Source organism: Bacillus sp. PK6-026 (assembly GCF_054161455.1).
Genome location: NZ_CP096418.1, coordinates 3,674,955 through 3,688,019, shown reverse-complemented (window position 1 = coordinate 3,688,019; position 13,065 = coordinate 3,674,955). Strand labels below are relative to the sequence as shown.

Genomic DNA, 13,065 nt, shown 5'->3' with positions numbered 1-13,065 from the left:
AAATTCCCCGCTTTATTCTAAGATGACACACGAAAGAAAATGCCGATGTTCACCGGCATTTTCTTTCGTTCGTTTTATTAGTTTACCGTTAATTGTCCCTGTTCAAGAATGCTGTTTTTGACAACGGATGTTTTTGATCCTTTGACTTTCAGCAAAAAGCTTGGTGCAAATGTGGCGTGATGCTCGTTTGAAATTCCTCTGTTTGTGATGTAGCTCGTGATGACGACTTTGTCGCCTTTTTTCTGCGGTACGGCAAAGTGTGAATAAGTAAATGTGATGTCATTGTAATCAAGGTCCATGTGCAAAACAAGTCCGGATTTGTTTAAAGGCTTGAATGGCCCGGTTAGTGAATCTGATACATAGCCGAGCATATAAATGTCTTTTGCACCAATGCCGTCAATTGTCATTTTTGATCCTCTTGAATCTGTGAACAGATACCATTTTCCGTTCATTTTGAAGAGGTTGGCCCGTTCGATTTCATCAGTCACCGTATTGGAGGCGATCAAAGGCTTCATGACTTTTTTCAGCGTATAATCTTTATTTAATTCGATGATTCCGAGTGCGCCGTTAGCCAATGAAGCGTTCTTTTTGTTCGCTCCTTGAAGCAGCTTGCTGCTTTCTCCTCTAAAGAACTGCTTGCTGCCTCCGTAGTAAGCTCTGTTGAATAGAGAGTCTTCTCCCTGATAGCCGGTTTTTGTTCCCGTATTGGCTTCAAATACGAGATATTTGCGGCCGTGATCTTCCACATAATGCGGGTCTCTCAGCGTATGGTTGTCGCCGGAGCTGTAGTTTCCTTCGTCAATAAATTGCTGAACGTTTTGGTACACTGAGCCGTCGGCGCCGTCAAAGACCGATTTATGATCTTCTACACCGTCAATTTTCAGTGTGTCCGAATCCGGCTGCGTGAAGTTGACCTGAGCCGTTGTCAGCGTCTGTTTGCCGTATTGCGTGCCGGAGAAAGCTGTGTAAAACAGTCGGACTTTTCCGTCTTTTGTCAGCGTGGCGGAACCTGACCACTCTTGTGTTTGATACTTAAGGTACGGATCGTCAGGAGTGAATTTGTCGCTGTCTTTAAACACTCTGCCGGCGTTTTTCCAGCTGTCGATGGAAGTTTCGCCTTTCTTTTGATAGAACAAGTAGATGGATGTGTCATCGACGTCTTTCGGGTCGCCCGCCAATGCGAAAACAAGATTGTAGCCGTGGTATGTAGCGACTGTTCCGTCGGCATTTTGCAGCGGCCAGCTGTCCCATACGTCTAAATCGATCAGTTCTCCATTTTTGTTATAACCTTTTGCTGAAGGGATGTTTTTGATGGTTTTCGGATCGAATTGAGGAACTTTAAATTGTTCGCTCTTTTGCTGTTCGGGAATTTTCAGCATGTCATGTCTTGTGATATGAGAAAATCCGTAACTCTTCTTGTAATCTTGCGTTTCTTTTGCAAAGGTTTGCGGCGCGCCTCCCGCAAGCAGAGCTGCTGCGACGGTTAAGGCTGACGCTTTTTTAGCGATGTTTTTGATGTTCATCAATATTTCCTCCCTTTTTCAATATGTAACAGATTGCTCCTGACAACATGAACGTTTCCAATCATCCCTCCTAACTGCGGCATTGTCCTGAAGAACAGAAAAAAGACCTAAAATGTGCAAGGTCATATAGGCAAAAGATAGACTTCGCCCTTCACACATTTTAGGTCTTGCCTGCTTAGACAGTAACAATCCCGACAATATTGAATTACCATCATTCTAATATACTCATCTCCGGGACTCAACTGGTCTAAGTTCCTCTTTTCTCATACATTTTTTTGCAAATGACATCAATTTTAAGCTAAAAGGCACCTTTTTTAATGAATCTATAGTCCGTATAAGGAGGAATCGTCAATCGTTGAAATCAATATACATCGGTATACTTTCCCAAAAGGCATCTGGAATTGCGAGCTTTCGTTGATCATGTCTTGACAGGGTTGTTTGAATATCGTCCTCTTTTCCGGCTTGAACTTTTTGAAGCCATTCCGGATCCATCAGAAGTCCCCGACCGATTCCGACGAGATCGGCACCTGTTTTCAGCGCTTGAACGGCATCTTCCGGTGTGTGTACTTTCCCGGCTCCGATCAGAGGAAGACGGTCCCTGACCGCTTCTTTGATCAGTTCCATCCGCGTGCGGGATTTGTCTGCACCACGGCGCGGCAAGGACCGGAAATCAATGAGAGAAACGTGCAGGTAATCCAATGCTTGTTCCCGCAGTGCATTGACGAAAGGCAACGTTTCAGCCATTGTGATTCCGGGCGTTTCCGGCTCTTCGGGCGAAAACTTGTAGCCGATGATAAAGGACGGCTTATGACAGCTTTCCGCTACGCGTCTGATTTCTTCTATAATCTGAAGCGGAAATCTCATCCGTTTCTCTAAAGTGCCGCCCCAGCTGTCATTGCGCCGGTTGTAATAAGGAGAGAAGAACTGATGGATGAGAAACCCGTTTGCGCCGTGAATTTCGACTCCGTCAAACCCGGCCTCTATCGCTCTTCGCGCCGCCTGGCCGAAAGAATGGATAAGGTCTTGAATGTCTTGCTCAGACAGTGCCCTTGGCACCGGTGCATTCGGTTGATTCGGAGCGACGGCGCTGGCACTGACCGTCTGCTCTATACCTTTGGCTCCAGGATGGAAGAGCTGCAGGATTGCTTTTGCTCCATGTTTCTTTAAAGTAGCTGCAAGCCGGGTTAGTCCCGGGATTTGATCATCGTTCTCAGCTCCGGGAATGCCGGGAAATCCGGTTCCGGGCTGTACGGTTGTCGCAGATGTGATGACCATCCCGACATCTGTCGCCCGCGCGGCATAATAGACGAGTTCGTCGTCAGAAATGAATCCTCCCGGCATAGAGGATGAATGCCCCATTGGCGGCATGATGATTCTATTTTTCAATTGGATGCCGTTTTTAAAAGTAAAAGGTGTGAATAAAGAATCGTATTGTTTTTTCATGTTTTTCCTCCTTTTGATATAACCATAGCAACCACCGTGAGGCTCCACAAGAACGCAATTTTTTTATATATGCTTTATAAAAATAAACCGTAAGATCGTTCTCTTGAATGCTCTGGTGTCCATATGGTAGGATCAAGTCAAAATTGGCGAATGAGGCAATGGAGGAATTGCTATGAATTCAGCTGTCGATCATAAAGAATGCTCTTCTTTAATACAGGGTGTATTGAAAATTTTCTCCGGTAAATGGTCATTTTTGGTTCTCGCCGAGCTCATTCAGGGCAAGCGGCGATTCAACGAGCTCAGAAGGAACTTGGGAAACGTCAACACTAAAGGATTAACTGACACATTAAGACATCTTGAAGAAAGCGGTATGATTTCCCGGAAGGTGTTCCCGACGGTTCCTGTTACTGTAGAATATGAATTAACAGAAAAAGGTAAAGAGTTCCACGGCATTTTTAAAGAGATGGCCGCGTGGGGGGAAAAATGGCTTCCGTAATGGAGCCTTTTTATTTTGCCTTCGTTTTGCGGTTCCAAATGTTTCTGCCTTTTGGTATAGTGATAATGTGTTTAAATTTGCAACAAAAGGTGATCGAATATGAAAGTGATGGCAATTGCTCCATATGAAGGATTAAAAGAGCTGATGATTCAAGTGGCAGGCGGCGAGGATTTTGAATTCGAGGCGGCTTCCGGAGATTTAGAGAAGGGTGTGGAGCTGGCGAAGCAAGCGGAAGCAAACGGGACTGATTTGATTATCAGCAGAGGTGGAACCGCTGAGCTGATCCAGCAAGAAGTTTCCATTCCGGTTGTGGATATCGAAGTGTCGGGATACGATATGCTGCGTGTGCTTACGCTTGCCAAGGGCTATCCCGGCAAAGCGGCAATTGTCGGATTTCCGATGATTGCCGACGGCGCGTCAGCAGTGTGCGAAATTTTGGATATCCGGATCGACGCCTGCACCGTATCAGACGAACGCGATGTTGAACCGGTGCTTCTTCAGCTCAAAGAACAGGGCTATCAGATCATTATCGGCGATGTGATCACAATTGAGAAAGCAGAGCAGCTCGGTTTAAACGGACTGCTTTTGACATCCGGAAAAGAAAGCATTGCCAAAGCTTTTGCATACGCTAAAAAACTGTATTCCTTTTTAGAGAGCATCAAGCAGAAGTACGCTGTGCCGTATCACATTTTACAAAAGGCCGAGACCGGTTATGCAGTATACAACAAGACATTGCGGCCGGTTTTTCAAAACGGCGTATTTGCCGAACAAATCGGCTTAATGGATCATCTGGAAGAGCTGATCGGGGAAGCGGAAAAGAAGGGAGTCATCCATTTTAGATTCCGAAAGCATGGGCGGACATGGAATATCACGGGACGCAGGTTTTTCGCATCAGACGAGGCATTGACCGTATTTACCGCGGAAAATGCAAAAGATGTTCACGTTTCTTCTTTGCCCGGAGCAGCGATTCTTTCTCCTTTGCGGATGAGTTATATGGAAACATCGAGGAACGAAACGATGCAGCAGGTGCTGAAAAAAGCGGAGTTGTTCGCGGCAAGGCGGGAACCCATATGGATCAACGGAGCGCCCGGCTCAGGGAAAGAGAGCTTGGCCGGGCTGATCCATATGAAGGGGGAGGACAAGCATGAGCCGTTTCGAAAAATCGATGCCGGTTTGCTGTCTGAAGCAGAATGGGAACAGGCGTGTGAAAGCGAAGAATTCTTTTCAGGGAGAGGAACGCTATACATCAAACAAGTCGATCGCATGCCGCCGTCCTCGCAACGGCTTTTACTCAGGCGGATCAGCGAACCGTATGACGGGCCGAGGCTGATCGTTTCTTCTTCCCGCAGGCGCGCCGGGGAATTTTTAAGCGATTTATATGATGCGCTTTGTCATTTGGAACTGGACGTTCCCCCTCTTTCCGAAAGAAAAGAGGATATTTTGCATCTGGCTTATCTGTTTATTGCGGAAAGCAATGAGGCATTCGGCAAACAAATCGTCGGCTTTCGAAGCGAAGCTGGTGTTCTGCTTGAAGAAGCGAAATGGCCGGGCAACCTCAGCCAATTGAGAAAAACGGTCCAAAACTGTGTCCTTGAAGCGCAGGGCGTTTATATCGAGAAGGCTGACGCCGAACGGGCCCTGAGCCGCTTGAACGAGGAAGAAAGAGAAGACATCGATTTATCCGGAACGCTCGAAGAGATCGAAAAAAGAATCATTCAAAAAATCTATGCCGAAGAAGGGAACAATCAAACAAGAACAGCGGAAAGGCTCGGCATCAACAGAACGACGCTTTGGAGAAAATTGAAATCGTCACATTGATAAGACACCGGCTAAACCGGTGTTTTATTTTTTTGTTTTAATATGCAACAATAAATAAAAAATAATTAGATAAATAACGTTGATTATTGAAACATTTATGTATATAATCATTTTTGAAAACGCTTTACAGGAAGGGGAGGCAATCATGGGATTCGTACCAAAGGGGATTTATCCCGCTATGCTGACACCGCTCACAGAAGATCAAAGCATTGATGAATCGGCGTTGAAACAGCTGACAAACCATTTGATCGATGCTCATGTACACGGGCTTTTTGCGTTGGGTACCAACGGGGAATTTCATATGTTCAACACCGGAGACAAGCTGAAAGTTGCAGAAATCATCATTCAAGAGACGGCAGGACGCGTTCCCGTCATGGTAGGGAGCGGAGGAAACAGCACAGAAGAAGCGATCTGGCTTTCTAAGAAAATGGAGAGGCTTGGCGCAGATGCGCTGTCGGTCATCACGCCATTCTTTATTCCACCGACACAGGAAGAAGCGGCGGTGCATTATAAAACAATTGCGGCATCCGTTTCACTTCCGATCCTTTTGTACAATATCCCTTCAAAAACAGGTTTCCATTTAGAACCAGAAACAGTGGCAGAGCTTGCGAAAGTGGATAATATCGTTGGAATTAAGGACAGCAGCGGAAACTTTGAAAACATACAGCAGTATATCGAGCTGACGAAAAATGAGGACTTTTCCGTTTTTGCAGGCACCGATTCGCTCATATTGAAAACGCTTCAAGCGGGAGGAGCGGGAGCAGTCGCAGCAACAGCAAATATGCTCCCTGATATCGTAACGTCGATTTACCACCATTGGTCAGAGGGTGAGACTGAAAAGGCGGAGGCTGCCCAGATGGAGCTTCAGCCGCTTCGCGATACATTTCGTTTAGGTACGATCCCGGCGGCACTGAAAAAAGCGGTTGGGCTTTATTCAATCCCTGTAGGCCCGCCGAAAGCGCCCATCCAAGAGCTGGCCGGTTCGGCGCTCTTGGAGGTCGAAAAAATGGTCGCTTACTATCAATCAAAATAGGGAGGTTTCAAGAATGCCAGCGAATTATCAATTTCGGACAGCCGATCATATCGTTGCGGGCGAACATTCCATCCGCAGGCTCAAAGATCATGTACGAACGATTGTACCGAATTCGGACAGGGCGCTGATTATTACCCAGCCGTCGATTGTCAAACTTGGCGCGATCGGAGAAGTACAGGCTCAGCTTACAGAGATTGGCATTCAGTCAGATGTTTGCACAGCCATATTGCCGGAACCGACCGCACAAAATATTGAAGACGTATTTAGAGGAATCCGTGATAAACGATACGACATTCTCATCGGAATCGGCGGAGGCAGCGTGCTGGACGGAACGAAAATATTGTCCGTGCTGCAAACGAATTCAAAAAAGGTCGAGGAGCTGCTCGGGACAGATTTGGTCGAAAAGCCGGGAATCCCGACCGTGCTGATTCCGAGTACCTCGGGGACAGGCGCAGAGGTGACGCCGAACGCGATCGTTACGCTTCCCGAAGAGGAATTGAAAGTCGGCATCGTCAGTCCGCTTCTTTTGCCGAAACTTGTCATTCTTGACCCGATCATCACCCTTGGATTGCCAAAATCAATTACGGCGGCTACCGGAATGGATGCATTCACCCATTCGCTTGAATCGTTCATTTCGACGAAAGCAAACCCGATCAGCGATATGTTCGCTTTAGAATCCATCAGATTGATTTCGGCAAGTATTGTGGAAGCGTATGAAAACGGTTCATCGATACAAGCGAGAGAAAACATGCTGCTCGGTTCGACGTATGGCGGAATGGCGCTGACGGCTGCCGGTACTGCTGCCGTTCATGCCCTCGCCTATCCGCTTGGGGGGAAATACCGAATTCCCCACGGTGTCGCCAATTCGATGCTCCTTCCGCATGTGATGGAGTTTAATATGGATGCTATTACAAAACGGCTGTCTCTTGCGGCAGAAACGATGGGAATCGCTGCATCTGATTTGACCGCCGAACAAGCGGCTGAGGCTGTTGTGCAGAAAATAAGAGAGTGGACGAAGCGGCTGAATATTCCTCAGGATTTAAAAGCGTTCGGCGTAACCGCAAGCGACGTGGACGATTTAGCCGACTCAGCTTCAAAAGTGACGCGCCTGCTTCATAACAATCCGAAACCGCTCAGTCTGGAAAATATAAAAGACATCTATCGAAAACTAATCAACTAAAGGATGAAGACATTTGAAAATTGCAATCATCGCGGATGATTTGACGGGAGCGAACGACTGCGGCGGTCAGCTTGTTCATTACGGGATGGATGTTTCCGTCAAACTCGACGCCGAATTCACCAGACGGGAAACGGAAGGCGTCGTTATTTTCAATACGGACAGCAGATCGCTGTCAGCCGCAGAGGCGAAGGCGACTGTGAAAAACATCAGTGAACACATCTCCCGGCAATCGTTTGATATCGTCTACAAAAAAATCGACAGCACGATGAGGGGAAATATCGGAGCCGAGCTTCAAGCGATGCACGAAGTGTTTCAGCCGGATTTTGTGCTGATCGCTCCCGGCTACCCTCAAAACGGACGTCAGGTTATCGGCGGCGTCCATTATGTGAACGGCGTAAAGCTTGAAGAAACCGAAGCGGCAAACGATCCGAAAACGCCTGTAGCCGAGTCGAATATTCAAAGATTAATAGAAAAGCAGACTCGAAATAAGAGCGGGCATTTATCATATGAAGACATCCGCCGTGGACACGGGCATGTTCGCAACAAGCTGGAACGCTTTCGGGCGGAAGGGATTTCATATGTGACGGCCGATTCGGTTCACGAATCCGATCTGCAGGATCTGGCGCTTATTTTGGAGAGTTTGCCGTATTCTATCATTTTATCCGGTTCGGCAGGCTTGATGAGCTGCCTGCCCAAAGCGTTCAATCTGAAAGAAAGGGAGCTCGGTCAAACCGTTCCGTTTTCCGACCAGCCGATCATGTTTGTCGTCGGAAGCATGAGTCGGAAGGGGAGGGAACAGCTTCACGAACTATTCGCCGGACGTGCGGCTGAAAAAATTGAAATGAGATCAGAGCGCGTGCTGTGCGGCGGAGCTGAGAAAAGAAACGAGTTCGAACGGCTGAAGGAGAGGGCGGCGGACGTCCGCCGCCGTTCGAAACACATCGTCCTCTGCACCTCGGACAATGCGGCAGAGACACAGAAGATTGGTGAAAGCCACGGACTCACCCCGGTTCAAACGAGCAATGCGGTGTCCGGTGCACTAGGCGAATTGGCGGGCGAGCTGATTCAAGCCTTTCATGTGAGACGTCTGTTTTTAACCGGAGGTGACACGGCATACCAAGTGCTGCATCAGCTTCGGATTCATGAGATACGATTGCTGGACGAAGTAGAGCCCGGCATTCCGCTGGGAGCAGCCGGTGAAGAATTGTACATTGTGACAAAGGCCGGAAATTTTGGCTCGCGTTCGGTGATGGCAAGTGCGGCAATCAAGCTACAAGGAGGATAAACAATGAAGAAACCGGTTATCGGCATTACAATGGGCGACGCGGCAGGCGTCGGTCCGGAAATTATCGTAAAAGCCCTCAAGTCCCGCGAAGTGTATGACATGTGCAGGCCGCTCGTCATCGGCGATATGAAAATGCTGAAAAAAGCCGCCTTCCAAATCGGATCAGAGGTTGTCATTAACAAGGTCGGGCATCCGGACGAGGGCGGTTTTGTACATGGAAAGATCGATTGCCTCGATATCGATCTGCTGCCTGAAAACCTGCCTGTCGGAAAGGTATTGGCTGAAGCTGGAAACGCCGCTTTCCATTTCGTGAAAAAAGCGGTTGAGCTCGCTAAAAAAGGCTGTATTCAAGCGATTTGCACAGCGCCTTTAAATAAGGAGGCGCTGCATAAAGGCGGACACCGATACCCGGGGCATACGGAAATTCTCGCTCATTTAACGAATACGACAGACTACAGCATGATGCTGGCTTCGCCAAAGCTGAAGGTGATTCACCTGACAACGCATCAAGGGCTGATCGAGGCGATTCAGTCGATTACGCCGGAGCGGACCTATAAAGTCATCCGTCTCGCACATGATACATTGACAAGAGCCGGATTCGAACAGCCGAAAATTGCTGTTTGCGGAATCAACCCCCATGCAGGGGAAAACGGCCTGTTTGGAAGCGGCGAGGAAGAACGGCAATTGCTTCCGGGGATTGAGCAGGCGGCAGCTGAGGGAATTGATGCCGGCGGCCCATACCCCGCAGACACGCTGTTTTACAAAGCTGTCAGAGGAGATGTTGACCTGGTCGTAGCCTGCTACCACGACCAGGGGCATATACCGGTCAAAGTCCTCGGGTTGGAAGAGGGCGTCAACATTACGGTCGGATTAAACGGCGGGATCATACGCACCTCTGTCGACCACGGAACCGCATTTGACATTGCGGGGCAGAACAAAGCCGATGAAAGAAGCATGCTCGCTGCTTTGCGGTCAGCCGCTGAGCTGGCGCCCAAATCGTAGAAAAATGAAAGAAGGTTGGTGCATCTTATGAAAGTCGTATGTACATCACCGTCATTTGCGAAATACTCAGACAATCCCGTCTTGTTTTTGAAGAAAAAAGGCATATCGCTGGAACGCCTTCCTGCAGATATAACCGAGGAGCAGTTCATAGAAGCAGCAGGCGGAGCGGATGCCGCGATCGTGGCGTTTAACCAGATTACGCCGTATGTCCTGGATCGTCTCCCTTCTTTAAAAATTGTCTGCAAACATGGCGTCGGTGTCGACAATATTGATCTGCACGCTGCGAAAGAGCGCAATGTCTGGGTGACGAATGCTCCCAACGCCAACAAGCATGCAGTCGCCGATTTTGTATTCGGCCTCATGCTATCGGCTGCAAGACAGATTCCTGCAGCCGACAGGGAGACAAAGCTGGGAAAATGGCCGAGGATTTTTGGATCTGACGTTTACGGCAAAACACTCGGCATCGTCGGACTTGGCATGATCGGAAAAGAAGTCGCCAAACGGGCGCAAGGCTTCAATATGACTGTTTTAGCCTATGATGTGTTTCCCGATCGTGCATTCGCAGCCGATCATCACATCCAATTTACGGAGCTTGATCACCTCTTGAAAGAAAGCGACTTTATCACCCTTCATATGCCGCTCACAGCCGAAACGGAAAACATGATCGGTGAAAAAGAATTAGCCGCTATGAAAGAAACATCTTATCTGATCAATGCTTCAAGGGGAGGCATCGTGTCTGAGTGTGCGTTATATGATGCCTTGGCGAACGGGAGCATCGCAGGGGCTGCGCTTGACGTGTATCAAACCGAACCGCTGAAGCAGCACCCTCTCTTTGAGCTGGACCGTTTTATCGCCATGCCGCATATCGCGGGGTACACCCGAGATGCCGTACAGAACCTTGGGATGATATGCGTCAAAAACATCGCTAGTGTACTGATCGACAAACAAAAACCGGAGTTTGTCGTCAACGGGTTGTGAATGTGTTTTCATTCATGCCCTGCATCATGATTTGAAAGCGTTTTCTACAAATAGGATGAGGTGGATAACATGTTGAATCACCCGATTCAAAAAAAGTCAAATGTACGCTGGGTTGTCGCGTTTATGATGTGGGCTGCGATTGCCATCAATTATATTGACCGGACAGTGCTCTCGGCTGCCGCTCCTTATATTACCGAGGAATTCAACTTGACAGCCGGCCAAATGGGAATCATCATGTCCGGTTTCTTCTGGTCGTACGCTTTGCTGCAGCTGCCTTCAGGCTGGGCGGCCGACAAGTATGGCCAGAAAAAAACGCTCGGTTTTGCGGTCGTCTGGTGGTCTGTTGCTACGGCGCTGACGGGTCTTGCGACAGGCTTCAAATCCCTGCTCGGGCTGCGGGTCGCACTGGGAGTCGGAGAGGCTGCTGCATATCCGAGCAATGCGGGGATCGCCGCCAAATGGTTTCCGAAAAAAGAAAGGGCGACAGTAGCCGGAATTTTTGACAGCGGGTCAAAGTTTGGCGGAGCTGTTGCCATGCCTTTGATCGCCTGGATGATAGCAGTTTTTGACTGGAAACTGACGTTTCTTTTGATCGGACTTGTCGGTATCGTGTGGGGAATTGTCTGGATGATTTTCTTTAAGGAGAATCCCGCAGATCATAAGCGCGTTAATGAGGCGGAACTGGCTCATATTCGGGAAGGGCAGGCTCACATGGAAGAAACGGGCGGCGGCCAGCCGCTGAAGTGGTATCAGCTATTCAAATATCGAAACATATGGGCGATGTGCATCGGATTTTTCATGATCAATTATAATTCTTACTTCTTTATCACATGGCTGCCGACATACCTTGTCAAAGAAAGGGGCATGGATTTAATCGAGATGGGGATTATGGCGTCTCTGCCGCTTTTGACTGCAATGGTCGTTGAAGTCGGAGCCGGGTGGATGTCCGACCGGATATATGCAAAGGGAAAACTGTCGCTGACAGCCGTCCGGAAACTGTTTTTAATTATCGGGCTTGCCATGGCTTCGTGCATCGGTTTTGCCGCTTTTGCAGATTCTGCTATCCTGGCTGTCATCCTTCTTTGTGTAGCGAAATCGGGAACGACTGTCGCCGCGTCCCAAGTCTGGGCGCTTCCGGGGGATGTGGCTCCGAAAAATATGACGTCGATGGTTGCCGGTATTCAAAATACAGTCTCTAATATGGGCGGAGTGGTCGGGCCCATCATTACCGGCTTCATCGTTGGCGCAACGGGTTCTTTCGTGCCGGCGCTCCTTTTTTCAGCTGCCTTGATCGTCATTGCCATTTTAAATTATTTATTCCTATTGGGAAAAGTGAAACAGATTCAAGTATAAGGAACAAGCCCGGCTCATAAGCCGGGCCTTTCAGCGTGTCGACAAACCCTCGCATTCGTTGTCAGGCCTGCGCGTCGGTGCTCACGAATTCCAACATTCGCTCCGCTCCGATGCTCGGTCTTCCTAGACTGCAAGGGTTTTCAATCACGCTGAAAGGATGACAAAATCCCAAAACAAAAAGTCGTTTTGGGATTTTGTCAACAATCTGCAAGCCCGGCTCATAAGCCGGGCTTTTCTCATTTAAAATGACTTCAGCACATGCTCCCTGTATTGTGTCGCACCTTCAGCAAGCTCGCTTTTTCCGGCCGTGCCCGCTTGATAGAAGACGTACGGCGGAAGGTATGTAGTACCGATGAAGTTGCTTGTCGCCTGAAAAGGGCGTAACAGTTCGCTGATCGTATAGTGATTTGACCCGCCGGCCTGATAGGCTTCTTCGGGAGCGCCCGCCGATACAGCGACCATGAATTCTTTGCCGTGAAGCGCTGTGCCGTTTGTTCCGTATGCCCAGCCGTAGAGAAAAACGTGGTCCAGCCATTTTTTTAAAAGTGGCGGCGAGCTGTACCAATAAAGCGGAAACTGGAAGACGATCCGATCGTGTTCTTCACAAAGTTTTTGTTCTTTTTCCACATCAATGGCCTCGTCAGGATATTCCTGATAAAGGTCGCGGAATGTAATGCCGGGTGCATCTTTCAATGTGTCTGCAAATGCTCTGTTCACAACTGACTGCTCCATATTCGGATGAAATGCGAGTACCAATACTTTCATGATTCCATCTCCTTCTTCCATTTTATTCATCTTAACGAACAGCCAGCTTGGATTCAACAAAAACGCTTCATCCCTATTCAAGGAATCGGGCCGTGACAAAGGTCTTGATATAAGCCGCAAGACACAGAATTTGCATGCCTTGGAGGAAGATGCGAAAGGTCAAAATCCGAGTTTCTTCATTTATATATA

The 13,065-nt window shown here is 48.4% G+C and carries 11 protein-coding genes; 8 read left to right on the top strand and 3 right to left on the bottom strand.

The window, feature by feature from the left end; translation table 11 throughout:
* Positions 1-77: 77 nt before the first annotated feature.
* Positions 78-1,523, bottom strand: a complete 1,446-nt coding sequence (locus tag M1D59_RS18825; RefSeq protein ID WP_023856345.1) for a glycoside hydrolase family 68 protein — start codon at positions 1,521-1,523, stop codon at positions 78-80.
* A gap of 348 nt (positions 1,524-1,871) precedes the next feature.
* Entirely contained in the window at positions 1,872-2,966 is a 1,095-nt protein-coding gene (locus tag M1D59_RS18820) for an NADH-dependent flavin oxidoreductase (protein WP_458117592.1), read from the bottom strand.
* 172 nt (positions 2,967-3,138) lie between these two features.
* Between M1D59_RS18820 and M1D59_RS18815 the strand changes: the two genes are divergently transcribed.
* The 8 genes from M1D59_RS18815 to M1D59_RS18780 all read left to right on the top strand — a co-directional run bounded on the left by M1D59_RS18815 (position 3,139) and on the right by M1D59_RS18780 (position 12,111).
* Positions 3,139-3,462, top strand: a complete 324-nt coding sequence (locus M1D59_RS18815; RefSeq protein ID WP_020453042.1) for a winged helix-turn-helix transcriptional regulator — start codon at positions 3,139-3,141, stop codon at positions 3,460-3,462.
* A gap of 99 nt (positions 3,463-3,561) precedes the next feature.
* The gene (locus M1D59_RS18810; RefSeq protein ID WP_458117591.1) at positions 3,562-5,280 is read left to right on the top strand and encodes a PrpR N-terminal domain-containing protein; all 1,719 of its coding nucleotides are present in this window, start codon (positions 3,562-3,564) and stop codon (positions 5,278-5,280) included.
* Positions 5,281-5,425: 145 nt separating this feature from the next.
* On the top strand, positions 5,426-6,313 hold the full coding sequence (gene dapA / locus M1D59_RS18805) for a 4-hydroxy-tetrahydrodipicolinate synthase (protein WP_020453040.1): 888 nt from the start codon (positions 5,426-5,428) through the stop codon (positions 6,311-6,313).
* A 13-nt stretch (positions 6,314-6,326) separates the two neighbouring features.
* Entirely contained in the window at positions 6,327-7,493 is a 1,167-nt protein-coding gene (locus M1D59_RS18800) for an iron-containing alcohol dehydrogenase (protein WP_025810727.1), read from the top strand.
* Between the two features lie 13 nt (positions 7,494-7,506).
* Positions 7,507-8,778, top strand: coding sequence for a four-carbon acid sugar kinase family protein (locus M1D59_RS18795; RefSeq protein WP_458117590.1), 1,272 nt, complete (start codon positions 7,507-7,509; stop codon positions 8,776-8,778).
* A gap of 3 nt (positions 8,779-8,781) precedes the next feature.
* Entirely contained in the window at positions 8,782-9,780 is a 999-nt protein-coding gene (gene pdxA / locus M1D59_RS18790; RefSeq protein WP_229129256.1) for a 4-hydroxythreonine-4-phosphate dehydrogenase PdxA, read from the top strand.
* A gap of 27 nt (positions 9,781-9,807) precedes the next feature.
* On the top strand, positions 9,808-10,758 hold the full coding sequence (locus M1D59_RS18785) for a phosphoglycerate dehydrogenase (protein ID WP_216919464.1): 951 nt from the start codon (positions 9,808-9,810) through the stop codon (positions 10,756-10,758).
* Positions 10,759-10,827: 69 nt separating this feature from the next.
* Positions 10,828-12,111 carry an MFS transporter gene (locus M1D59_RS18780; RefSeq protein WP_456283132.1) on the top strand — a complete coding sequence of 428 codons (1,284 nt, stop codon included), beginning with the start codon at positions 10,828-10,830 and terminating at the stop codon, positions 12,109-12,111.
* 240 nt (positions 12,112-12,351) lie between these two features.
* Here M1D59_RS18780 and M1D59_RS18775 read toward each other — a convergent pair whose 3' ends face one another.
* Positions 12,352-12,876 carry an NAD(P)H-dependent oxidoreductase gene (locus M1D59_RS18775; protein ID WP_023856337.1) on the bottom strand — a complete coding sequence of 175 codons (525 nt, stop codon included), beginning with the start codon at positions 12,874-12,876 and terminating at the stop codon, positions 12,352-12,354.
* Between the last annotated feature and the right edge of the window lie 189 nt (positions 12,877-13,065).

What these genes read in the sequence shown, in the direction of transcription:
- M1D59_RS18825 (WP_023856345.1), bottom strand. Translation starts at nt 1,523, where the DNA reads ATGAACATCAAAAACATCGCTAAAAAAGCGTCAGCCTTAACCGTCGCA.
- M1D59_RS18820 (WP_458117592.1), bottom strand. Translation starts at nt 2,966, where the DNA reads ATGAAAAAACAATACGATTCTTTATTCACACCTTTTACTTTTAAAAAC.
- M1D59_RS18815 (WP_020453042.1), top strand. Translation starts at nt 3,139, where the DNA reads ATGAATTCAGCTGTCGATCATAAAGAATGCTCTTCTTTAATACAGGGT.
- M1D59_RS18810 (WP_458117591.1), top strand. Translation starts at nt 3,562, where the DNA reads ATGAAAGTGATGGCAATTGCTCCATATGAAGGATTAAAAGAGCTGATG.
- dapA (WP_020453040.1), top strand. Translation starts at nt 5,426, where the DNA reads ATGGGATTCGTACCAAAGGGGATTTATCCCGCTATGCTGACACCGCTC.
- M1D59_RS18800 (WP_025810727.1), top strand. Translation starts at nt 6,327, where the DNA reads ATGCCAGCGAATTATCAATTTCGGACAGCCGATCATATCGTTGCGGGC.
- pdxA (WP_229129256.1), top strand. Translation starts at nt 8,782, where the DNA reads ATGAAGAAACCGGTTATCGGCATTACAATGGGCGACGCGGCAGGCGTC.
- M1D59_RS18785 (WP_216919464.1), top strand. Translation starts at nt 9,808, where the DNA reads ATGAAAGTCGTATGTACATCACCGTCATTTGCGAAATACTCAGACAAT.
- M1D59_RS18780 (WP_456283132.1), top strand. Translation starts at nt 10,828, where the DNA reads ATGTTGAATCACCCGATTCAAAAAAAGTCAAATGTACGCTGGGTTGTC.
- M1D59_RS18775 (WP_023856337.1), bottom strand. Translation starts at nt 12,876, where the DNA reads ATGAAAGTATTGGTACTCGCATTTCATCCGAATATGGAGCAGTCAGTT.